Annotated in this window: 19 protein-coding genes and 1 pseudogene; 12 read left to right on the forward strand and 8 right to left on the reverse strand. The window is 40.4% G+C overall.

Annotated features, from left to right (window positions below):
• Positions 1 to 96: 96 nt before the first annotated feature.
• Positions 97 to 453 (forward strand): outer membrane protein assembly factor BamE, encoded by a 357-nt coding sequence (locus tag RS130_RS16855; RefSeq protein WP_316026894.1) that lies wholly within the window; start codon positions 97 to 99, stop codon positions 451 to 453.
• A 272-nt stretch (positions 454 to 725) separates the two neighbouring features.
• Here the strand turns inward: RS130_RS16855 and RS130_RS16860 are convergent, their stop codons facing one another.
• The gene (locus tag RS130_RS16860) at positions 726 to 857 is read right to left on the reverse strand and encodes a hypothetical protein (protein WP_316026895.1); all 132 of its coding nucleotides are present in this window, start codon (positions 855 to 857) and stop codon (positions 726 to 728) included.
• Between the two features lie 408 nt (positions 858 to 1,265).
• Between RS130_RS16860 and RS130_RS16865 the strand changes: the two genes are divergently transcribed.
• From RS130_RS16865 to RS130_RS16880, 4 genes are read left to right on the forward strand one after another with little or no spacing between them, the layout of a single operon-like run.
• Positions 1,266 to 2,468 (forward strand): DUF6797 domain-containing protein, encoded by a 1,203-nt coding sequence (locus tag RS130_RS16865; RefSeq protein ID WP_316026896.1) that lies wholly within the window; start codon positions 1,266 to 1,268, stop codon positions 2,466 to 2,468.
• Positions 2,437 to 2,883 carry a hypothetical protein gene (locus RS130_RS16870; RefSeq protein ID WP_316026897.1) on the forward strand — a complete coding sequence of 149 codons (447 nt, stop codon included), beginning with the start codon at positions 2,437 to 2,439 and terminating at the stop codon, positions 2,881 to 2,883. Before RS130_RS16865 ends, RS130_RS16870 begins: the two co-directional genes overlap by 32 nt.
• A complete protein-coding gene (locus tag RS130_RS16875) occupies positions 2,820 to 4,349 on the forward strand; it encodes a PA14 domain-containing protein (RefSeq protein WP_316026898.1) in 1,530 nt (509 codons plus the stop codon). Before RS130_RS16870 ends, RS130_RS16875 begins: the two co-directional genes overlap by 64 nt.
• Positions 4,350 to 4,407: 58 nt before the next feature.
• Positions 4,408 to 5,514, forward strand: coding sequence for a hypothetical protein (locus tag RS130_RS16880; protein ID WP_316026899.1), 1,107 nt, complete (start codon positions 4,408 to 4,410; stop codon positions 5,512 to 5,514).
• Between the two features lie 138 nt (positions 5,515 to 5,652).
• Here the strand turns inward: RS130_RS16880 and alr are convergent, their stop codons facing one another.
• Both alr and RS130_RS16890 read right to left on the reverse strand, forming a co-directional pair.
• Entirely contained in the window at positions 5,653 to 6,651 is a 999-nt protein-coding gene (gene alr, locus RS130_RS16885; RefSeq protein WP_316026900.1) for an alanine racemase, read from the reverse strand.
• Positions 6,652 to 6,656: 5 nt separating this feature from the next.
• Complete coding sequence (locus RS130_RS16890) at positions 6,657 to 7,526, reverse strand: aminotransferase class IV (RefSeq protein WP_428982797.1); 870 nt, start codon at positions 7,524 to 7,526, stop codon at positions 6,657 to 6,659.
• 170 nt (positions 7,527 to 7,696) lie between these two features.
• Between RS130_RS16890 and RS130_RS16895 the strand changes: the two genes are divergently transcribed.
• From RS130_RS16895 to RS130_RS16905, 3 genes are read left to right on the forward strand one after another with little or no spacing between them, the layout of a single operon-like run.
• Positions 7,697 to 8,548, forward strand: coding sequence for a CvfB family protein (locus RS130_RS16895; RefSeq protein WP_316026902.1), 852 nt, complete (start codon positions 7,697 to 7,699; stop codon positions 8,546 to 8,548).
• Between the two features lie 13 nt (positions 8,549 to 8,561).
• Positions 8,562 to 8,993, forward strand: a complete 432-nt coding sequence (locus tag RS130_RS16900) for a DUF2214 family protein (protein WP_316026903.1) — start codon at positions 8,562 to 8,564, stop codon at positions 8,991 to 8,993.
• Positions 8,994 to 9,027: 34 nt separating this feature from the next.
• Positions 9,028 to 9,420 (forward strand): OsmC family protein, encoded by a 393-nt coding sequence (locus tag RS130_RS16905; RefSeq protein WP_316026904.1) that lies wholly within the window; start codon positions 9,028 to 9,030, stop codon positions 9,418 to 9,420.
• Positions 9,421 to 9,769: 349 nt separating this feature from the next.
• On the opposite strand, the gene RS130_RS16910 is transcribed toward RS130_RS16905, so the two are convergent.
• Positions 9,770 to 11,008, reverse strand: a complete 1,239-nt coding sequence (locus RS130_RS16910; RefSeq protein ID WP_316026905.1) for a cystathionine gamma-synthase family protein — start codon at positions 11,006 to 11,008, stop codon at positions 9,770 to 9,772.
• A 465-nt stretch (positions 11,009 to 11,473) separates the two neighbouring features.
• Between RS130_RS16910 and RS130_RS16915 the strand changes: the two genes are divergently transcribed.
• From RS130_RS16915 to RS130_RS16930, 4 genes are all read left to right on the forward strand, one after another.
• Positions 11,474 to 12,730: a S1 family peptidase gene (locus RS130_RS16915; protein WP_316026906.1), complete on the forward strand. Its 1,257-nt coding sequence runs from the start codon at positions 11,474 to 11,476 to the stop codon at positions 12,728 to 12,730.
• Positions 12,721 to 13,677, forward strand: a complete 957-nt coding sequence (locus tag RS130_RS16920; RefSeq protein WP_316026907.1) for an FHA domain-containing protein — start codon at positions 12,721 to 12,723, stop codon at positions 13,675 to 13,677. Before RS130_RS16915 ends, RS130_RS16920 begins: the two co-directional genes overlap by 10 nt.
• A gap of 21 nt (positions 13,678 to 13,698) precedes the next feature.
• On the forward strand, positions 13,699 to 14,460 hold the full coding sequence (locus RS130_RS16925; RefSeq protein WP_316026908.1) for an NRDE family protein: 762 nt from the start codon (positions 13,699 to 13,701) through the stop codon (positions 14,458 to 14,460).
• An 83-nt stretch (positions 14,461 to 14,543) separates the two neighbouring features.
• Positions 14,544 to 15,734 (forward strand): amino acid aminotransferase, encoded by a 1,191-nt coding sequence (locus RS130_RS16930; protein ID WP_316026909.1) that lies wholly within the window; start codon positions 14,544 to 14,546, stop codon positions 15,732 to 15,734.
• A 217-nt stretch (positions 15,735 to 15,951) separates the two neighbouring features.
• Here RS130_RS16930 and ihfA read toward each other — a convergent pair whose 3' ends face one another.
• The 4 genes and pseudogenes from ihfA to rplT form a co-directional block, all read right to left on the reverse strand.
• Positions 15,952 to 16,248: an integration host factor subunit alpha gene (ihfA, locus tag RS130_RS16935; protein ID WP_316026910.1), complete on the reverse strand. Its 297-nt coding sequence runs from the start codon at positions 16,246 to 16,248 to the stop codon at positions 15,952 to 15,954.
• Between the two features lie 4 nt (positions 16,249 to 16,252).
• Positions 16,253 to 18,638: pseudogene (pheT, locus tag RS130_RS16940) on the reverse strand (phenylalanine--tRNA ligase subunit beta).
• A 14-nt stretch (positions 18,639 to 18,652) separates the two neighbouring features.
• On the reverse strand, positions 18,653 to 19,633 hold the full coding sequence (gene pheS / locus RS130_RS16945; protein WP_316026911.1) for a phenylalanine--tRNA ligase subunit alpha: 981 nt from the start codon (positions 19,631 to 19,633) through the stop codon (positions 18,653 to 18,655).
• A 307-nt stretch (positions 19,634 to 19,940) separates the two neighbouring features.
• Positions 19,941 to 20,297 (reverse strand): 50S ribosomal protein L20, encoded by a 357-nt coding sequence (gene rplT / locus RS130_RS16950; protein ID WP_235310367.1) that lies wholly within the window; start codon positions 20,295 to 20,297, stop codon positions 19,941 to 19,943.
• Positions 20,298 to 20,300 lie beyond the last annotated feature (3 nt).

Genomic DNA, 20,300 nt, shown 5'->3' on the forward strand with positions numbered 1-20,300 from the left:
TCAACTGGGCTGGGTTAGGATGCTCCGCTAAAAGTAAGTTGGCGATGCCTAAATTAGGTAGCCACAGTTTTCAAATGCTAATAATAATGAGTAAAAATGAAGTTTAAGAATTTAATAGTTGTTTTTGCAATTACCCTTATGTTTTCGTCTTGTGCAGATTGGATTTTCAGAATTGATGTGCCTCAAGGTAACTTTTTAGATAAAAAAGATGTCGCTAAACTTAGAATTCAGATGACCAAAGAACAAGTTGAGTTTGTCTTGGGTAAACCTGTTGTAGAAGACTCGTTTGACCATGATACTTGGTATTATTTGTATCAAATGAAACGTGGCATGAAGAAACGTGGAGAAGACTTTCGTAAGGAATTAACCATTAAGTTTGTAGATGACAAAGTAGCTGAAATAACTGGCGACTTTGAACTTTCTGAAGACTTTAATACGCCACTAGACCAATAGTTTTTTACTTTGTTAATTTTTGCCGAATTATTATCCCGTATTAATCTATGAATAATTCGGCCATTATTTACAATCTGTATCAATACCCCTAGCAAACTAACATTGTCGTCAATGTTATTCCTAATAATGCACGTAATGTAAAGAGTAAAAACCCAAGTATTGCGCTTTTGCATGTTTACAGTACAACGCAAGTAAAACCCATTCGTATTATAGGTAGCCACTCAGCAAGGCTATACGTGCGCTTAATCAAGGTGATTGAGTGATACTCTTTATTAACGAGGAACGGATGCTATTTTGAGTTCGATCAACACAGTGTAAGCAAATATGAACTCGGCTGAAAGTAATGCCCCAGCGGTTTCTGCCCCGCATTCACCGTTAGAAAAAGAGAACGACCATTTCGGCATGCCGACACCTTGTTTAATTACCGCAGGATGCGTTCAAAAAACATTACTTAACCCGAACTTGGGATAATGAGTGTCGTTTCAAACTAAGTTTTACTAACAATTCAAACACTTAAATATGTCCCTCGTTATGTTTGGGTTAAGATTTATTCGATAACGACATTTTTCGTGTATTGCGAGGCGTTTTTTCGTACCTAATAGCGGGCTACTGCTAGAAAATCAAACACAGCTATACGCAACACAGCGTGACCCAGAGGGTCTGACTTATCTCGAGTTCTGAATACTTATAATACGAGTTATATAACGCCACACTATATGGAACAAATATTGTACAGTTGATATTGTATTCTTTTAGTTAAATTACTGTTATTTTATATTTAACGCACCTATTTTAATGGTAAATTGAAAAGCATGAAAAAACGTCTAACTGCTACAAGCCTTGTACTTGCACTGCTACATTTTAGTTCGCTGGCGAAGCCTTCAGATTGGTGGCAAACCTATGATTATAGTCAAGTCAGTGCACAGGTAGTATCAAGAGGTGATGATACGCCCATATTGCGCGGTAGAGCTGTAAAACTAGATACAGATGAACATGCCATATCCGCTTTCTATGATGTGGGCTCTATGAATTTACGTTATGTCACCTTGGGATCTATTCAATTTAAAGGCACACCTTGGGATGGGTCCCATGGCGGAAATTCATTGATCGGAGGAGAACTATTTCTACAAAGTGGCACCCTGCTAGCATGGACAGAGAACGATAATTGGCTTGACCCTAGAGCCAATGATTATGCCCCCTTAGCCAAGGAATATGTTCACTTTAAAGGTAGTTATCGTTACAACCAACAAGCTATTTTTCATTACACTGTCGGTACTCAAAAGGCCGAGGTGTATGAAATGCCTCAAACCTTTTATCACCAAGGCCAAGTAGTATTTGTTCGTCATTTTCAAATAGAAGCAACAAGCCGCCCGATAAAACTAAAAGTACTGGAAAGCTCATCATCTGATCTTACTCCTCAAATCACGCTACACAGTCCATACCATGCCATTAAATCAAGGGATATTATTAACAATACTCACCTGTCAGAAATTCAGTACATTGACATCCCAGCATCTAATCAGCCTCAAGCGTTTTACATAGCCTATGCTCAGAGTAAAGAACTTCCGCTGATTGAAAAAGAAGATCTATTAAGTAAGCTCTCAGGGGGCACGACTCGTTGGCCACAAACAGTCAAGCTTGCTGGAAAATTAGCTTCCGACGAAAATGAAAACTTTGTCGTCGACCAAATACCGCTGCCAATTGATAACCCTTATCAATCAAAAATTCGATTCGCTGGATTTGATTTTTTTGCAGACGGTAGTCGAGCCGCATTCTCTACTTGGAATGGTGATGTATGGATCGCTTCAGGCTTAGATGAAACATTGCAAAATGTGACATGGAAAAGATACGCCGCAGGCATTAATGAAGCACTAGGGATCCGCATAGTCGATGATATTATATATGTAACAGGCAAAGATCAAATTACCCGTTTGCATGACATAAATAATGACGGTGAAGCGGATTACTACGAGAATTTCAACAATGATATTAAGATCACCGCTAATTTTTCATGAGTTTACTTTCGGGCTACAGACCGATGATGCCGGAAATTTCTATTTTTCAAAAGCATCGCCGGTAAAACAAGGCGGCCGAGGCTTTGATAGCACCCATGACAATCATGGTGTAGTGATGAAAGTATCAGCTGACGGTAAAAACTCTGAAGTTGTGTTATCTGGTTTAAGAGCCGCTGGTGGATTATCGGTTAGTCCAGATGGTAGCATTATCACTACGGGTGAAAATGAAGGAACTTATGTTCAGGCCTGTAAAGTTAATTATGCTAAACAAGGTGATTTTATGGGGGTGATACACCATGAAATGGCCGAACTTTGCAACAAGGCTATACCAAACCACTCACGTACCTACCTATGCAAGCAGACAATTCTGGTGGTGGACAGGTATGGGTGCCAGAAGGAGCTTGGGGGGATTTAGGCGGTTCACTTATCCATTTGTCATACGGACAAAGCACAGCCTACACAGTATTAAAAGATGAAGTAAATGGACAAGTGCAAGGCGGAGTCATCGCCCTTCCCTTTAAATTGATGTCATCAGCGATGCGGGCTCGATTCAATCCAGCCAACAATAACCAATTGTATATAACTGGATTTAAAGGCTGGCAGACCAACGCGACTTTGTTGTCTGCGATTAACAGAATAACCTACAAAGGCCAACCGTTTAAACGGGTAAGCAAACTAAAGGCCTCGACTAAAGGGCTATATTTAACCTTTAACCACACACTAGATCCAACCTCCGCCAATAATTTACAAAACTACAGCATACAGAGATGGAACTACTTATATTCTAAACAATATGGCTCTGCCCATTTTGCCACCGATATACCTGAAAAAGAACTGGAGAAATACCGCAACACCGAATCAAAATCTGTAGGGAGAGTGGGTATACCTAGTAATCGCTCGGGAGAGTCCGTGTACATTACAGCGGTAAAGCTTTTGCCTGATAACAAAACAGTATTCTTAAAAATTCAGGACATGAAACCAGTTGATCAGATGAAAATTGACTATTCATTGCTTACCTCAAAAGGTCAGGAACTAAGCCAAACTATCTATAACACTATTTACAATTTAACAGCCGACTCAATCGAAGTGGCTGATATGGTTTCAATCGACACACTTAAAGAGCAAGAAAAACGAAATGCTTATGATCTTGGCGCCAAAGTAGAAGTAATCGATGAATATGGCAATCAGGACACATTCAAAAGTCGCACATTAGCCTTGCAGGTTAAAGATACAGACTCGGTAAGTCCATTTTTGCAGCCTGGCTCTTTTAGTGCAACTTACACAGGCTACATTCAGGTAGCAGAAAAAGACCGCGTGACATTTCAAGCCCGCGGAAATGGCCAGCTTACTTTTGAGCTAAATAATAAAACGCTAATCAATTTCAATGGCAATCAACAAAAAGTCACTAGCAAAGTAACAAGCTTAAATAGTGGCTTTCATGCCTATACTATTCGATATCGTAGTGGTAACAGTCACCCGCGTTTCTTAATTTTATGGAACGGAAATAAGTTCCCACTAAGCCCTGTCAGCCCTCTTTCCTTAAGATTTTTATCAGATGGAGCGATTAAGAAAGCCCAAATAATGAGAGATCAACGGAGCTTTGTTGCTGAGAAACGCTGCTTTAATTGCCATAGCACTGAAATAGAGTTGAACATGCCCGAGTTGCAACAAGACTCTCCTTCTCTAGACAACATTGGCAGTCGGATAAAACAAGCATGGATGGCCAAATGGATAGCCAATCCGCAAACACTTAGACACCAAACAAATATGCCCAAGTTGGTAAATAACAATGAAGCCGCACATATTGCAGCTTACCTAGCCACTAAAGTCACTTCCCCTCTACAAAAACAATGCAAAGTGATCAAGGCGATAAATTATTAGGTAGGGGCTGTTTTATGATTTAGGCTGTATCGGCTGTCATACTCGCCCAGATCGTCCTTTGTCGAAAAGCCAGCCACGGCAACAGCACCAAGACGCCGTCAGTGCCGAACGCACCTCACTCACTCATGTTGCTGCTAAGTTTAAGTTTACTGCCCTTAGGGATTATTTGTTAGAGCCAGAAGCGAATTACAAATGGACTAAAATGCCTAACTTTAAACTCAATGCTAAAGAGGCACTAGACCTAGCCAGCTATCTATATCAAGCAAGTGCTGTAAAAGCACTCCCCACTAGCCAAGGAGATGCAACAATAGGGCAAACCTTGTATAACCAAAATTATTGTGCCAACTGCCATTCTCCAGCGCAACAACCAAAGGTGGCGATACAGAATTTCAATGTCGGTTGTTTATCCAGAAATACCCATATTGATCTACATATGCAAAATCGACAGAAATGGCAAATGTCCGCATTTTTACAACAAGAAATGATGACATTTAGTCGAGTGGCGACTCATGAATTTGCCGAACGACAAATTAACCAATTGCAATGTAGCAGTTGCCACGTGAGAGATGATAAACCGTCAAGTTGGGCTAGCAACGTCAGTAGTGTACAAGATTTAAAAATTACGCATAAAGACAAAGGTCATTTAGATCAAACTCGCCCTCCCTTAACCTATACAGGCGAAAAGCTTACTCCAGAAACCATAGGAGATTATCTGGCGGGTGATTTGCGCTACCAAACCAGAGATTGGCTACTGGCTAAAATGCCGGCGTTTCCAGCAAGAGCAGAATTATTATCTGCAGGAATGGCCTTACAACATGGACAATATGCTCAGCAAGAAAATCTAGCAGTCAATCTGCAGTTAATACCAGAAGGAGAAAAACTCGTCAGTGCAATGGGTGGTTTTTCTTGTGTGATTTGCCATGATATTGGCGCCCAAAAAGCAACGGCAGCCTTTGAAGTTCAGGGCGTTAATCTGAAATATTCAGCTAAGCGTTTAACCCCTGACTATTTTTTACGCTGGATGTTGGATCCAATTCACATCGACCCGACCACGAAAATGCCAAAATATTTTGATGATCAAGAGAAATCGGCCATGCCCGTTTTTGACCACAACGCGAGTAAGCAAATCGAAGCGATACATCAGTATTTATACAGCATTGAATAAACACAGCTTGTTAGCACAAACTAATACCAATTATGATTAGGTATAACTAAAGATTGATGTAACTAGGCGTCACCCGATTAGGCATACGGGTGACGAGCTCGTAACCAATGGTATCAGCCCAATTCGCCACTTCGTTGGCTAACAAATTTTTCCCCACAGCTCGACACCATCACCCACTTGAACAGGATCTAACTCTGTCACATCAACACTTATTAAATCCATAGAAACTCTACCAACTAACGCTGCTCGTTGTCCATTTATCAGTACCGGCGTTCCCGTTCTAGCATTTCTTGGATAGCCATCACCATACCCCACGGCTATTGTCGCAATTATCGAAGGTCGTTGAGCCGTCCATGTATTGCCATAGCCAACCGATTCCCCCACCTTTACTTTTCTTAGCGCGATGACTGCAGATTCAAAATTCATTGCTGGAATTAATTTATCAGCATTATCTTGGCTTTCGGAAAATGGACTCAAACCATACAGCATGATACCGGGACGATTCCAACTTAAACGACTCTCTGGCCATGCCAAAATGCCCGCTGAATTGGCTATACTACATTCCCCACTACTATTGCTTAATTTAATGACGCATTGATTGAATATTGCTAATTGCTTCTTTGTATAATCAGCACTTGGTTCATCCGCGCAAGAAAAATGGCTCATAATAGCTATATCGCCAACATTGGTTGCACCTTGAAGCTGCCCATAAACAGTTGCCGCATCTTCCGGCGACAAACCTAAACGATGCATGCCTGTATCAATCTTCAACCAAACCTTAACAGGCCGTACAGCAGAAACAGTCAATAACTGCTCAACCTGTCGAATGCTATGGATCACAAATTCACAGTCATTATTAATGGCAATGTTTATTTCACTTGTGCTAAAAAAGCCTTCAAGTAACAAAATGGGCTTTTTGATCCCAGCTTGGCGCAATATTAACGCTTCTTCTAAACAAGAAACAGTTAACATTTCAACTAATGGCGCAAGAGCCTTAGCCACAGGCCCAGCACCGTGTCCGTATGCGTCTGCTTTAACTACTGCTAGCGTTTTAGATAGCGGAGCCAAAGCTTGGGCTAACTGGCAATTAGCACGAATGGCTGCTAAGTCGATTACTATTTTTGTTGGACGAGACATAAATGTTAGTAGTTGAATTTATTTTTACTATATAAAGACTGGGCCAATTGCCATATGTCCCCCACTTTGCCATTACCAATAGGTTGACCGTCAAGTTCAACTACAGGCACAATTTCCTTACTTGAACTGGTCACCCAAATCTCGTCTGCATTACGCACTTCATCCATGCTCAGCACTCTTTCTTCAACGGCTAAAGTTGGTTCTTGACGTAAAATGTCGAGTAACATATAACGGGTGATATCTGGCAAAAGTTGCTTATCTAATGGCGGCGTCATGACGCGCGTACCTTTCACTACAAACACGTTGCAGGAACTGGCTTCCGTTAATTCATTTTGGGCATTATACAAAATAGTTTCGTTCACACCAGACTCTTGGCCTGACTGAAAATGCATCACATTTCCCAATAGTGAAGTAGATTTAATATCACAATGTTTCCAGCGTAGATCTTGTGCTGTATTGGCCTTAAATTGTTTAGTTAGATTTTTATCTGCGACAGGGGCGGCAGGTATTTCAAATGCAAAGGCAAACACAGTTGGCGTTACATTATCTGGAAAAGCATGGAATCGTTTGACGTCTGCCCCACGGCTAACATGTAAATAGATCCCTAAGTTACCACTACCATTTTTACTGATTAAACTTTCGGCAATCTCACGCCATTCATCCACACTTTGAGTTAATTGAATGCCTATAGCCGCTAGACCTTGTTGCATCCTTTTAATATGCAGAGTAAAACCAACCAACTGACCGCCGTATGACGGCACCATTTCATAAATTCCATCGCCAAATAGAAACCCTCTATCCATGGGCGATATTTTTGCTTCCCCCATAGCCATAAATTCTCCATTTAGAAAAACAATATCCGTGCTAGCGCCCATAAAATATACAATTCAGTCAATTAAAATAGAACAAGATTATGCCATGAAACAATCAACTAAATGACTAATATATTCCGACAAAATACACTTTTGTTGTTATTCGCTTATTGGTCTTAGCTGTAATCAGTTACAATAGCCACAAGTATTCAAAAATAGAAAAATGCCACACTATGTTACAAGTCGGAATGTTCCACTCCCTAGAAGTCATCAATGAAGTGCCTTTTGGTTTTTACCTTGATGGTCAAGACAAAGGGCAAATTTTACTGCCAACCAAAAATGCACCATTAGGATGTAAAGTGGGGGATAAAGTTCACGCATTTATATATCACGACAGTGACGATCGCATTATCGCGACAACTAAACGTCCTAAGGTATGTGTTGATCATTGCGCCTATTTGAAAGTAGTGAGCATTTCAAAAGTAGGTGTGTTTGTCGATTGGGGCTTAGAGAAAGACTTATTGGTTCCCTATAGCGAACAAGCTTATCCCATGTCTGAGGGATTATCATATGTAGTTTATGTATTTTGTGATGAGGAAACTGGACGTCTGGCTGCATCTACCCGTCTCAGCGATTTCCTGTATGAAGAGTCAAGCGAAGAAGGTGGCACTTTTGAGCCGAAACAGGAGGTTGAACTACTCATTTGTGGTAAAACAGATATGGGTTACAAAGCGATTATTAATGGTTCCCACTTGGGCTTGTTGTTTAGAGACGAAGTATTTAAACCTATTAAAATTGGCCATTCAATGAAAGGCTATATCAAGTCGATTCGTGAAGACGGAAAAATAAATCTCTGTTTTCAGTTTCATGATCCTAGCGCACGAAATACCCTTGAAGAACAGATTATCGAAGACCTCATCGCTCACGACGGTTTGTCGACATTGACCGATAAAAGTGCAGCAGATGAAATTGCAAAACGCTTTAATGTAAGCAAAAACGCCTACAAAAAAGCACTCGGTTCACTGTACAAACAAAAACGTATTTTATTAGACAAAAGCAAAATTACCTTAGTTGAAAACAAATAATAGGCAGTTAACTATGATCGAGGCGATTGTTAGGTATTTTCATTTTCTTGGCATAATAATACTAGCAGGCACGTTAGTTTCAAAACACATGTTGTTAGTTGGCCAAGTCAACGTTCAGCAAATGCAGAAACTCGCTAAAATAGATCGCGTGTATGGTACAAGCGCGTTAATCGTATTCTTAGCAGGGTTAACGTTGTGGTTTATGGTTGGTAAACCCAAAGCGTTTTACTCCGCAAACGGTCTTTTTCATTTAAAAGTCACCTTGTTTTTTGTGATGAGCATATTGTCTATCTACCCAACAATTTTTATCGTTAAAGCCAACCGAGCGAAACAAGCGGTCACTAACATTCCCAAAAGAGTCGTTAACACGGTTCGTGCAGAGTTATTGTGTTTAATACTCATCCCTTTGACCGCTGTGTTTATGGCCAAGGGTTACGGGTTGTAGTACCAATTCATATACCAATAAAAGTGAAGTAAACATGCAAGCAAAAGTGACTTGGCAACAAGATATGAAATTTAGTTGTGAAACCAACACTGGGCATACATTGGAAATGGATGGCAATGGAGAGGCACCGTCGCCGATGGAAGCTGTGCTGCTTGCTGTTGGGGCATGCTCATCAATTGATGTAGTTGAAATACTCAAAAAAGCCCGACAAGACATGACAGACTGCGTATGTGAATTAACTAGCGAACGAGCCGAAACAGCCCCAAGAGTATTCACTAAAATTCATGCACACTACCAAATAAAAGGCAACAATATAAGCGAAAAGCACCTAACTAGAGCGGTACAGTTGTCTGCAGAAAAGTACTGCTCTGTGATGCTAATGTTGAGTGGCAAAGTAGAAATCACCACCAGTTATGAAATAGCTTGACGCCCAGTCAAGTTATAAAATTAAGGGCGGTTCTTGTCACATCACTGTGTTTTAGTATTCATAATCAGAGTTCTAGATAATCAGTATCGTTTAAGCTAAACCATATCAATATAATCCAATGATTTAATATGTCTTGTCCAAATAACCGCGTATCAATGTTCACTTGGTGACGAACTTTTTCGTGCATAGCTAGGCGGATTGTCGTACGTAATAACGTGTTATTGATAGACAATACTACGCCGCTAGACACAAAAAGAGCGTTACCGAGAGCTTAGGTTATTCATACCTAACTAGTTTACAGATCTGTAACCAGCTAGGGTTAAACAATGCCTCCAAGCTTAGGCAAAGCTTAAAAACGACTAAACGCTTGTTCAAAGTCGGCGACGAGATCGCCTTTGTCTTCAATACCAATCGACATTCTGATCATGTTGTCATTGATGCCCATTTCTACCCTTTGCTCGGCACTCGTCTCAAAATATATCGTTGATGCAACTGGCAATGCGAGGGTTCGAGTGTCTCCTAAATGGGTAGCGCAAATCACTAACTCTAAGGCATTCAGAAATGCAATTGGGTCAATGCCGTCAAGTAAATCAAAGCTTAAAATACCACCATAGCCCGAAAAGTGTTCTCTGGCTAAATAATGCTGTGGATGAGCTGCTAATCCAGGATAATAAACCGAGCTCACTTTCTCATGATTTTGCAAGTAATTGGCTAAACACATAGCGTTGTCGTTCATTTTATCGGTACGCAAAACTAACGTTTCTAAACCGATAGAGATATCATGGGCAGCTTCTGGTGATAGCGTTGCCCCCATGTCTCTGAGGCCTCGTTTACGGATTTGAGTCAGTCCCCACAACGTACTATCAGCGCCTCTATAGATGTCTAATATGTTATCGAATGTAGACCAATCAAATAGCCCAGTATCCACAACACTGCCCCCCAGTACGTTGCCATGACCTGACATATATTTCGTCAATGAACTGACAGTTAACGAAGCGAACACCGACTTTGCATCGAAAACATTAGGCGGCGTCATAGTACTGTCGACTATAAACAACAAGCTATTTTCTTGGCTATACTGACCAATTGCTCGTAAATCTGCCACTTGAGTGACGGGGTTAGCAATGGTTTCAAGGTAAACAGCCTTAGTGTTGGCGCGACATGCTTGCTTTACATTCTGTACATCGGTCACATCAACAAAGGTTAACTCAATGCCCAATGATTCGAGAGTTTCAGCTAAGCTTCGTGTATTACCAAATAAAAAATGACTAACAATTATGTGGTCACCTGCTTTAAAAAGGCTCATCATCACAGCAGTTATCGCTGCCATACCTGTAGCAAAAGTAACCGCCCCTACTCCACCTTCAAGATGATTGAGTATATTTTGTAACGCAGCAGCAGAACCACTGGAAGATCGACCATATACATGGCCCATTTGTTTGCCCTGAAATACATCGACTATACCTTGAGCCTCTTTGAATTCGAATAATACTGAATTATTCGTGGCCTGATGAACAGCCCCATGCTCTGGATTATTCAATAATCGATCAGCATGCACTAACCGAGTGGTAAAACCTTTATTTTTCAATCTTCGTCTCCAGCGTTATTGCAACGCCTAAATCTAAATAACCAACCGCCTAACACTATCCAAGGCATGATGAATACTCACCAGCAATAAAACAACACCTTTGTTGACTACTTTCATTCGTCTCAAGGAATTAGACACATCAATTTCTTGAGTTTTCAGTCGTATATAGTCACTCTGCGATTCTACTGGTTTCGAGTGTATAAGTTCATAAATACCTATTGTTACCCAAATAATAGCGAACACCAAACTCGATCTGTTTTTTCTTATAATAAAAAACGTTTCAACAGCAAAATTAACCAGTCCCCTACATCTACACTACATATAATTTACAATTGAAATATCTGAACTAAAAAATAGGTAAAGAAACCAACTATATACATTGAAATCATTTCATTCTTCGGCAGGTCACTTTACACTATCGTCCTTAAGTTTAGTTTTTAACCTAGAAATATTGGAATACAGATATTGAGAATATTACTATTTTTGTTGTGTGTAGTTTGCGCCTCGGCATATAGTCAACAAACAGCCCAAAGCCTTTTTGGACAGTATCAGAATGCTTTATATCAAATCAAAATCATTGATTTAGAATCTGGTAACAAATCCTCCATAGGTTCAGGTTTTCAGGTTGATCAAAAAGGCAACATAGTGACTAACTACCACGTGGTTTCTGAATACATCTATTATCCTGAGAAATTTCGTATCGAATATATGGATCAGTCTGGTCATGAAGGTCAATTACAACTGGTCGATTTAGATGTTATTAATGATCTAGCGCTGGTGCGCAAAGTTGAATTATCTGATGAAGAAAGTGCCTTTCCAATAGCATCATCCCTGCCAGAACAAGGCAGCAATATTTATTCTTTAGGTAATCCTCACGATTTGGGTATGATCGTGGTTCCGGGCACTTTTAACGGTCTTAAAAAGAACAGCTTTTATCAGCGTATTCATTTCACTGGTTCGATCAATCCTGGTATGAGTGGCGGACCAGTCGTCAATGGCCTTGGAGAAGTAATGGGCGTGAATGTGGCTACCGCAGGCAATCAAATTGGTTTTTTGATTCCTCTTGCCAAAGTAACTGATCTTTTGTCTAGTCAACATGAGCACCCCTTATCTAACCAGCAGTTAAAACCGAGGATCCAGCAACAGCTAATGGCCAATCAACAACGACTGTTTTCACGGCTCAAAAATCAGAACTGGAAGACCGCTAGTTTAGGCAAAGCATCAATTCCATCTCAAATTACCGAGTTTGTCTCTTGCTGGGGAGATTCTAACGCTAACAATAAAGAAGCCCTATTTTTGTCAGTTGAAAACCGTTGCCGCATTGATGAGCAAATATTTTTACATTCTGGTCTGAATACTGGCGGAGTCGAGTTAGAGTTCGAATGGTTAGACGGAAAATCTTTAGGTCAACATAGGTTTTACGCCTTTTACACAGATAGTATCACTGGCGCGGGTGCAGGTAATAAAGCAGGTAAAGTTGATGTTACTAACTACCAATGCCAAGAAGATAAAGTTACTAACATACACGGGGTTTCCAGTAAAACAATTTTATGTTTAAGGGGTTACAAAGAATTTGACAAGTTGTACGACGTACTATTCGTTTCTGCCACTCTTGACCACGACAATAGTGGCTTAATTAGTCACTTCACCTTAGCTGGTGTAGCAAAAGATTCGGCCCAAACCTTTACTAAAAAATTTATGGATTCAATTGAATGGCAATAGTTTTAGAGCTTTTATCCCGTAAAAATATTCCCCTTAAACATTTTAAGTTTGATCAAGACTACGTATGTGTAGGTAGAGACTTTAACAATGATTTGAGGCTTGATGATCCTTATATATGCCCGAGCCACATGCTAGTGGCAATTGATCCTGAGTCTGGTCAATTGGTGGTAAATGACTGCCAATCAATCAACGGCATAAAAGTGAACAATAAGTATGTTAAACAAACTAACTTGACATCAAATGACATTATTAAAATTGGCAGAACTCGTTTAAGGATAATTGATACTAAAGTCGCCTTACCCGTAGCCATGCCATTAAGCGAGCTAGAAGAGAACTTAAACTGGCTGAACAGAGTCATGTTAACGGTCTTCTTGACTGTAGTTTGTTTGGCATACATGCTCATTTCTAAATACGTTAATAGTATTGATGACTTCAATTTAATCTCCGTTTTACCATCCCAACTCAGTCAGCTAGCAATAATTTGTATTTGGCCCTTTGCCATTGCAGGTATTGCCAAGATTTCCAAAAAAGAAAGTAATTTAGTCAATCAACTCAACCTTACTTTAATTGCCAGTTTAATCATATACGCTCTTGGCTTATTACAAAATATCGTCATATTTAATATCCATCCTGGTGGCTGGTTTAGTTGGTTAGAATTACTCATCTTTGCAGCAATTGTGATCACATTTATTTGGTTGAGCCTGTTTATCGCCTTCCATCAACCGAATAAGATCCGCAACATGATTACAGCGGCCGCATCAGCAATTGTACTAGTACCCATCTTAGCTTTAGGCTATTTGAAAGATGATGGTTTTAATAGCCGCCCTAAATATAACCCGACTTTGCTGGCCCCTATATACAATATTACGGGGACTGTTTCGTCAGAAAAATTTGTGGATCATGCTGAGAGCTTATTTGAGCATGTTGATGATTTAAAAAATGACTAAAAAATAAGAAACTTAATCATTATGTGCATTTTATTTGTAGCCGTTAATAAGCACCAAGATTACCCACTCATCATAGCCGCCAATCGAGATGAGTTTTTCAATCGAGAAACAGCAGAGTCTGCATTTTGGCCAGATAATAGTAATATTTTAGCAGGTCAAGATAAGCAAGCTGGCGGTACCTGGATGGGAATAAATCGTCATGGCCATATAGCGGCTCTTACTAATATACGCAATCCTGAGCGAATCAACCCTATGGCCATTAGTCGTGGGGAATTAGTGTCTAATTATCTGCTAAATTCAGCGGATAATTACCTGCAAACCCTTACTCAGAGTAAAGAAAAATACAACGGCTACAATTTGTTATATGGCAAATGGGATAATTTACACGTTTACAATAATCATTTTGACCAATTAGCGCCATTGCACTCTGGCATTCACGGACTGTCCAATGAAAAACTAGATAGCACTTGGCCTAAAATGAACAAAGGTAAAGGTAAACTAGAAGACCTTTGTTTGAATCAATCAAATATTCGCTCAGACGCGCTATTTGAACTTTTGCTTGATAGTACCGAAGCCCAAGACGAGCACCTGCCCCAAACAGGGATCCCGATTGAACAAGAGAGACGTTTGTCACCCATTTTTATACTTGGCGAAAAGTATGGTACACGCTCATCAACCATATTGACTGTCGACAATAATCAAAAGGTGAATTGGTACGAACGGACCTACAACAACAAAGCGCAGTGCGTATCTGAACAAAGCTTCCATTTCAATATAAAATAGAGCGAATTTAACTCGAATTTTTTAATACTAATGGCATAATGCCATGTTAACCCAGTCATCCACTTTTACCATTAAGGAACATCATGTTTGAAGTACTGCCTCAGCTACCCGCCGATCCTATATTAGGTTTATCCACTGCTTTTAAAGCCGATACAAATCCTAATAAAATAGATTTAGGTGTTGGAGTGTATAAAGACGAACAGGGTCATACGCCTATTCTAAGTTCTGTAGCTAAAGCACAAACAATTCTGCTGGAAAAAGAAGATTCAAAAACTTACATTACCCCACAAGGTGTGCAAGGCTACATTGATGGTATGTTGCAGCTAATGCTGGGCAAAAATAATCCAGTGCTATTGGCTGATAGAGTTGCCGCCGTTCAAGCCCCTGGGGGCTGTGGCGCACTGAGAATACTAGCCGAATTGATCAAGCGTTGTGACGACACCTTGACTGTTTGGGTGAGTGATCCTACTTGGGCTAACCACATTCCATTAATTGGTAATGCCGGATTAAAAATAGAAACCTACCCCTATTTTGACAAAGATAGTGCCAGCATAAAATTTGACGCTATGATTGATTGCCTTAAGCAAGTAAAGAAAGGCGATGTAGTTTTATTACACGGATGCTGCCACAACCCAACAGGTGCAGATTTAACCAAAGATCAATGGCAAGTGGTGTTGGAAACCGCTCAACAAACTGGCTTTATTCCGTTTGTTGACGTTGCGTATCAAGGTTTTGGCGATGGCTTAGAAGAAGACGCATACGGAATGCGCCTGATGGTTAATAACCTTCCAGAAGTCGTTATTGCCGCGTCATGTTCAAAGAACTTTGGCTTGTACCGCGAGAGAGTTGGTATTGCGGTTATGGTGACGGAAAATAGTACCGCTCGCAAAGCAATACAAACACAAATTCAAGCTATTGCTCGTGGTATATATTCTATGCCCCCTTCTTATGGTGGAGCCTTGGTAGATATTATTTTGAATGATGACACATTGCGCGCCCAATGGATGGCTGAAGTAGAAGCAATGCGTACTCGAATGCATGATCTACGTGGTCTTTTAGTGAGCAAATTAAATGAATATGGCGCACAGAAAGATTTTGAATTTATTAAACAACAAAAAGGAATGTTCTCATTCTTGTGTATTACACCTGAACAAGTACAAGCTGTACGAGATCAGCACAGTGTTTACTTTGTTGGTTCAAGTCGCGTTAACATTGCAGGTATCAGCCAAGCTAACGTCGATACCCTAGCTAAAGCTTTGGTATCAGTACTGTAAACTGATCTAAATAACCTGAGCTAAATGTTATTCGGTAACGAAATTTTTCGTGTATAGCAAGGCGGATTGTTGTAAGTAATAACGTTTATTGCTGAACAATCCAACGCCGCTAGACACAGAAAAAGCGTTATCCAGAATTCAGGTTAAATACATAGATAAACAAAAAAACCGGCTCATTAGCCGGTTTTTTATTATCTTTTAATTGTTGTAGATAACTTTATTCTGCAGGTTTGCTACTTTCAACGCGACTCTTTAATTTTTGACCTGGTCTAAACGTCACCACTCGGCGTGCCTTAATTGGAATATCTTCTCCTGTTTTAGGATTTCTTACTGGCCGTTCATTCTTTTGTCTCAAATCAAAATTACCAAAACCAGAGAGCTTAACTTGTTCGCCTGACTCTAGGGCCTCACGCACTTCTTCAAAAAATGTTTCTACAAGCTCTTTAGCATCGCGCTTATTTAGCCCCAACTTTTCAAATAAATGTTCCGCCATTTCGGCTTTGGTTAATGCCATATCGTCAATCCCTCAAAGATGCTTTAAATTTTTCTGATAACTCGGCCAATATTCCATCGACTGTCGCTTGAATATCACTTTCTTCTAACGTTTTGGTTTTATCCTGCAGGATTAGTGATATTGCCAAGCTTTTTCTTACCTTCTGCAATTCCTTGCCCTTTATACACGTCGAACAAGTTTAGGCCAACTAATTGATTTGCGCCAAATTTTTTGATACATGTCAAAATTTCGCCAACTACTTTATCATCGTCTACTACGATTGCAATGTCACGTCGATTTGCAGGAAATTTTGAAATTTCTTCAGAAATAGGTAATTTTTTAACTCCAAGAGCGCTAATTTCCAATTCGAATACAAAAGTACGACCATTTAACCCTAAAGGTTTTTCGAATTTTGGATGTACCGCCCCCACATGACCTAACAACTGATCATGACGATAAATAGCAGCACTTTGCCCTGGATGTAATGCACTATGTTCAGACGCGACAAAATGGTAATCAGTAACGCCGGCACTATTTAGTACATTCTCAACATCCCGTTTAACATCAAAAAAGTCCACCGCACGCGTTTCACTCGCCCAGCTCTCTTCGGCAAGATTACCGGCCACAACACCACTTAACACCAACTCTTGACGTACTCCAGTTTTCTCTGAGTGATCGGGCATAAAACGCAAACCCGACTCAAACAACCTGACTCGCCCTTGTTGTCTCTTCTGGTTATAAGAGACCGCTTGTAACAAACCCGTCCATAAACTGACACGCATCACTGACATTTCAGATGAAATAGGATGAGGTAATACTAACCCTTCTATCTCTGGATACAGCATTGACTGAATTTTAGGGTCGACAAACGAATAGGTAATCGCTTCTTGAAATTCGCTCTCTACTAATACACTTTTTAACTGTTTTAATTCGACTTTTTGTTCTTCATGTTTTGACATGTTAAGAGTCGATACAGGTGCAATATTAGGTATTTGGTTGTAACCATATACTCTGGCGACTTCTTCTATTAAATCTTCTTCTATGCTGATATCGAAACGATATGGAGGCACAGAAACCTGCCACACATCATTCTCTAAGCTCATAGAAAAACCTAAACGCTGAATAATATCTGATACTTTATCGGCAGATATTTCTATCCCCAACACGCTAGTTAAACGGCTATGCCTTAGTTTAACCTCTTGTGTTTGTGGTATATATTTTTGCTCTACTGCTTCCACGATCGGCCCAGCCTGACCGCCAACAATATCCAGCAATAAAGATGTAGCACGTTGCATCGCAGTACGTTGTAGTTCAGGATCAACACCACGTTCATATCGATGAGATGCATCGGTATGTAAACCATATTGGCGTGCTTTACCCATGATGGCGTCTCGAGCAAAAAAGGCACTTTCTAAGAATATATCTTTACTCGCAGAAGTTACACCGGACTCAAGTCCACCAAATATTCCTGCCATTGCCAAAGGTTTGCTGGCATCAGCGATGACAAGCGTATTGCTGTGCAGCGACACGTCATTGCCATCTAACAAGGTTAATTTTTCATCTTGTTTGGCTAGGCGAACAATAATATCCCCTTCCAGTTTGTCGTTATCAAAAGCATGCATCGGGTGGCCAAGCTCTAACAACACATAATTTGTAACGTCGACCACTGGGTCGATACTTCGTACCCCGGAACGCCTTAACTTCTCAACCATCCAAAGTGGCGTTGTTGCATTAAGATTAATATTTTTAATGATTCGGCCTAAATAACGTGGGCAGGCTTCGGGATCCACTAATTGAATATTACGAGTATCGGTAATGTCGGGCGCTACGTCATGCACTTCAGGCTCTGTAACCGCTGCTTGATTCAATACACCTACTTCTCTAGCCAAGCCCTTCATACCTAAACAATCGGCACGGTTTGGCGTTAAATCCACTTCAATCGTAACGTCGTCTAACGATAGATATTCTCTGACATCTTGGCCAATTGGAGCGTCTGACGGTAACTCTAAAATTCCGTCAGAGTCCTCAGAAATTCCCAGCTCAGAAAAGCTACACAACATACCAAATGAAGGTTGGCCACGTAATTTTGCTTTCTTAATTTTAAAATTACCCGGTAATACCGCTCCAACTTTGGCGACAGCCACTTTTAGACCTTGACGGCAATTCGGCGCGCCACAAACAATATCGACGAGTTCATCGTCACCGACATTCACTTTAGTCACTTGTAACTTGTCTGCATCTGGGTGTTGGCCACACTCGACGACTTCTCCGACAACAACACCAGCAAATTGCCCAGCAACTGCTTCCACACCGTCAACTTCTAGACCCGCCATACTTAACTGCTCAGATAGCGCATCTGTTGAGATACTAGGATTAACCCACTCTCTTAACCACTTTTCACTAAATTTCATATTCTTGGCTCGACCTAATTAAATTGCTTAAGGAAACGAAGATCGTTTTCAAAAAATGCGCGTAAATCGTTTACTTCGTAACGCAACATAGTTAATCGTTCAACCCCCATACCAAAGGCAAAACCGGTATACACCTCAGGATCAATATTTACTGCTTTAAGAACATTAGGATGTACCATTCCGCAGCCCAACACTTCCAACCATTTACCATTTTTGCCCATGACATCCACTTCGGCCGACGGCTCGGTGAAAGGAAAATATGAAGGTCTAAAACGTACTTGCAGATCTTGTTCAAAGAAATTATTCAAGAAATCGTGCAAAATGCCTTTTAGTTCAGCAAAGCTAACGTTTTTATCTACCATCAATCCCTCTACCTGATGAAACATTGGGGTATGGGTTTGATCATAATCGTTTCGATACACTCGGCCAGGAGAAATAATGCGTAACGGCGGCTGTTCAACTTCCATCGTTCTAATTTGTACACCTGAGGTTTGTGTGCGTAACATCACATCAGGGTTAAAATAAAACGTATCGTGATCTGCTCTCGCTGGATGATTAGCAGGAATATTTAATGCGTCAAAGTTATGAAAACCATCTTCCACTTCAGGGCCCGTTTTAGCGGTAAAGCCAAGTTCATTGAAAAAGCTCTCAATGCGGTTAATAGTCCGTGTAACAGGGTGTAATCCACCTCGCGCTAAACCGCGACTTGGAGCCGTCACATCAATCTTTTCGCCAGCTAATTTTTTATTTAATTCCTGCTCACGTAATAACTCACCTCGAGCATGAATTAATTTTTGAATTTGTTGCTTTGCCAAATTGATTTTTTGTCCCGCAGCAGGACGTTCTTCATTCGACAGTTTGCCCAAACCTTTAAGTAGTTCAGTCATGCGGCCTTTTTTGCCCATGAACTCTACGCGTATAGCATCTAGCGCATTCACGTCTTGCGCAGCATTTATTTGTTCTGCGGCCTGCGTAATAATAGTGTCGAGATCCATAGATTCCCCGATGTAAATTAATGAGTCTTAGATCGCAGTCAGCCGAAACCAGCCCAATCTTAGAAATAAGTAGTAAAATAGCCGCACATTCTACATCAAAAACCCAACGGTCAGAACACCCTAAGCTATTAAAATGTATATAAATATTAGTTTACAGGAATGAAAACAAAGAGATTGGAAAATTAAACCTAGATTGCACTGACTTTCGCCACAATATAGGGTTCAAAATAGTAATTTACAGAAAGAAAAACGGCGAGCATCATGCTCGCCGTTTCCTGAAAGAACTTAAAACTGTTTATTAAAAAAATTAAGCTAATGCACCTTTAGCAGCATCTACTAATGCGCTAAATGCGTTTTTATCATGTACCGCAATGTCGGCTAAGATCTTACGATCAATTTCGACAGAGGCTTTCTTAAGACCGTTAATGAAACGGCTGTAAGACATACCATTTTGACGTGCGGCAGCGTTTATACGTGCAATCCACAACTGACGGAATTGACGTTTACGTTGACGACGGTCACGATAAGCATATTGACCAGCTTTTGTTACTGCTTGAACAGCAACGCGATAAACTCGACTACGAGCTCCATAATAACCTTTGGCTTGTTTTAGTACCTTCTTGTGACGGGCACGTGCAACAACACCACGTTTTACTCTTGCCATATT

The sequence above is a fragment of the Paraglaciecola aquimarina genome, from assembly GCF_032464635.1.
GTDB lineage: Bacteria > Pseudomonadota > Gammaproteobacteria > Enterobacterales > Alteromonadaceae > Paraglaciecola > Paraglaciecola aquimarina.

What these genes read in the sequence shown, in the direction of transcription:
- RS130_RS16855 (WP_316026894.1), top strand. Translation starts at nt 97, where the DNA reads ATGAAGTTTAAGAATTTAATAGTTGTTTTTGCAATTACCCTTATGTTT.
- RS130_RS16860 (WP_316026895.1), bottom strand. Translation starts at nt 857, where the DNA reads ATGCCGAAATGGTCGTTCTCTTTTTCTAACGGTGAATGCGGGGCAGAA.
- RS130_RS16865 (WP_316026896.1), top strand. Translation starts at nt 1,266, where the DNA reads ATGAAAAAACGTCTAACTGCTACAAGCCTTGTACTTGCACTGCTACAT.
- RS130_RS16870 (WP_316026897.1), top strand. Translation starts at nt 2,437, where the DNA reads ATGATATTAAGATCACCGCTAATTTTTCATGAGTTTACTTTCGGGCTA.
- RS130_RS16875 (WP_316026898.1), top strand. Translation starts at nt 2,820, where the DNA reads ATGCAAGCAGACAATTCTGGTGGTGGACAGGTATGGGTGCCAGAAGGA.
- alr (WP_316026900.1), bottom strand. Translation starts at nt 6,651, where the DNA reads ATGTCTCGTCCAACAAAAATAGTAATCGACTTAGCAGCCATTCGTGCT.
- RS130_RS16890 (WP_428982797.1), bottom strand. Translation starts at nt 7,526, where the DNA reads ATGGGCGCTAGCACGGATATTGTTTTTCTAAATGGAGAATTTATGGCT.
- RS130_RS16895 (WP_316026902.1), top strand. Translation starts at nt 7,697, where the DNA reads ATGTTACAAGTCGGAATGTTCCACTCCCTAGAAGTCATCAATGAAGTG.
- RS130_RS16900 (WP_316026903.1), top strand. Translation starts at nt 8,562, where the DNA reads ATGATCGAGGCGATTGTTAGGTATTTTCATTTTCTTGGCATAATAATA.
- RS130_RS16905 (WP_316026904.1), top strand. Translation starts at nt 9,028, where the DNA reads ATGCAAGCAAAAGTGACTTGGCAACAAGATATGAAATTTAGTTGTGAA.
- RS130_RS16920 (WP_316026907.1), top strand. Translation starts at nt 12,721, where the DNA reads ATGGCAATAGTTTTAGAGCTTTTATCCCGTAAAAATATTCCCCTTAAA.
- RS130_RS16925 (WP_316026908.1), top strand. Translation starts at nt 13,699, where the DNA reads ATGTGCATTTTATTTGTAGCCGTTAATAAGCACCAAGATTACCCACTC.
- RS130_RS16930 (WP_316026909.1), top strand. Translation starts at nt 14,544, where the DNA reads ATGTTTGAAGTACTGCCTCAGCTACCCGCCGATCCTATATTAGGTTTA.
- ihfA (WP_316026910.1), bottom strand. Translation starts at nt 16,248, where the DNA reads ATGGCATTAACCAAAGCCGAAATGGCGGAACATTTATTTGAAAAGTTG.
- pheS (WP_316026911.1), bottom strand. Translation starts at nt 19,633, where the DNA reads ATGGATCTCGACACTATTATTACGCAGGCCGCAGAACAAATAAATGCT.
- rplT (WP_235310367.1), bottom strand. Translation starts at nt 20,297, where the DNA reads ATGGCAAGAGTAAAACGTGGTGTTGTTGCACGTGCCCGTCACAAGAAG.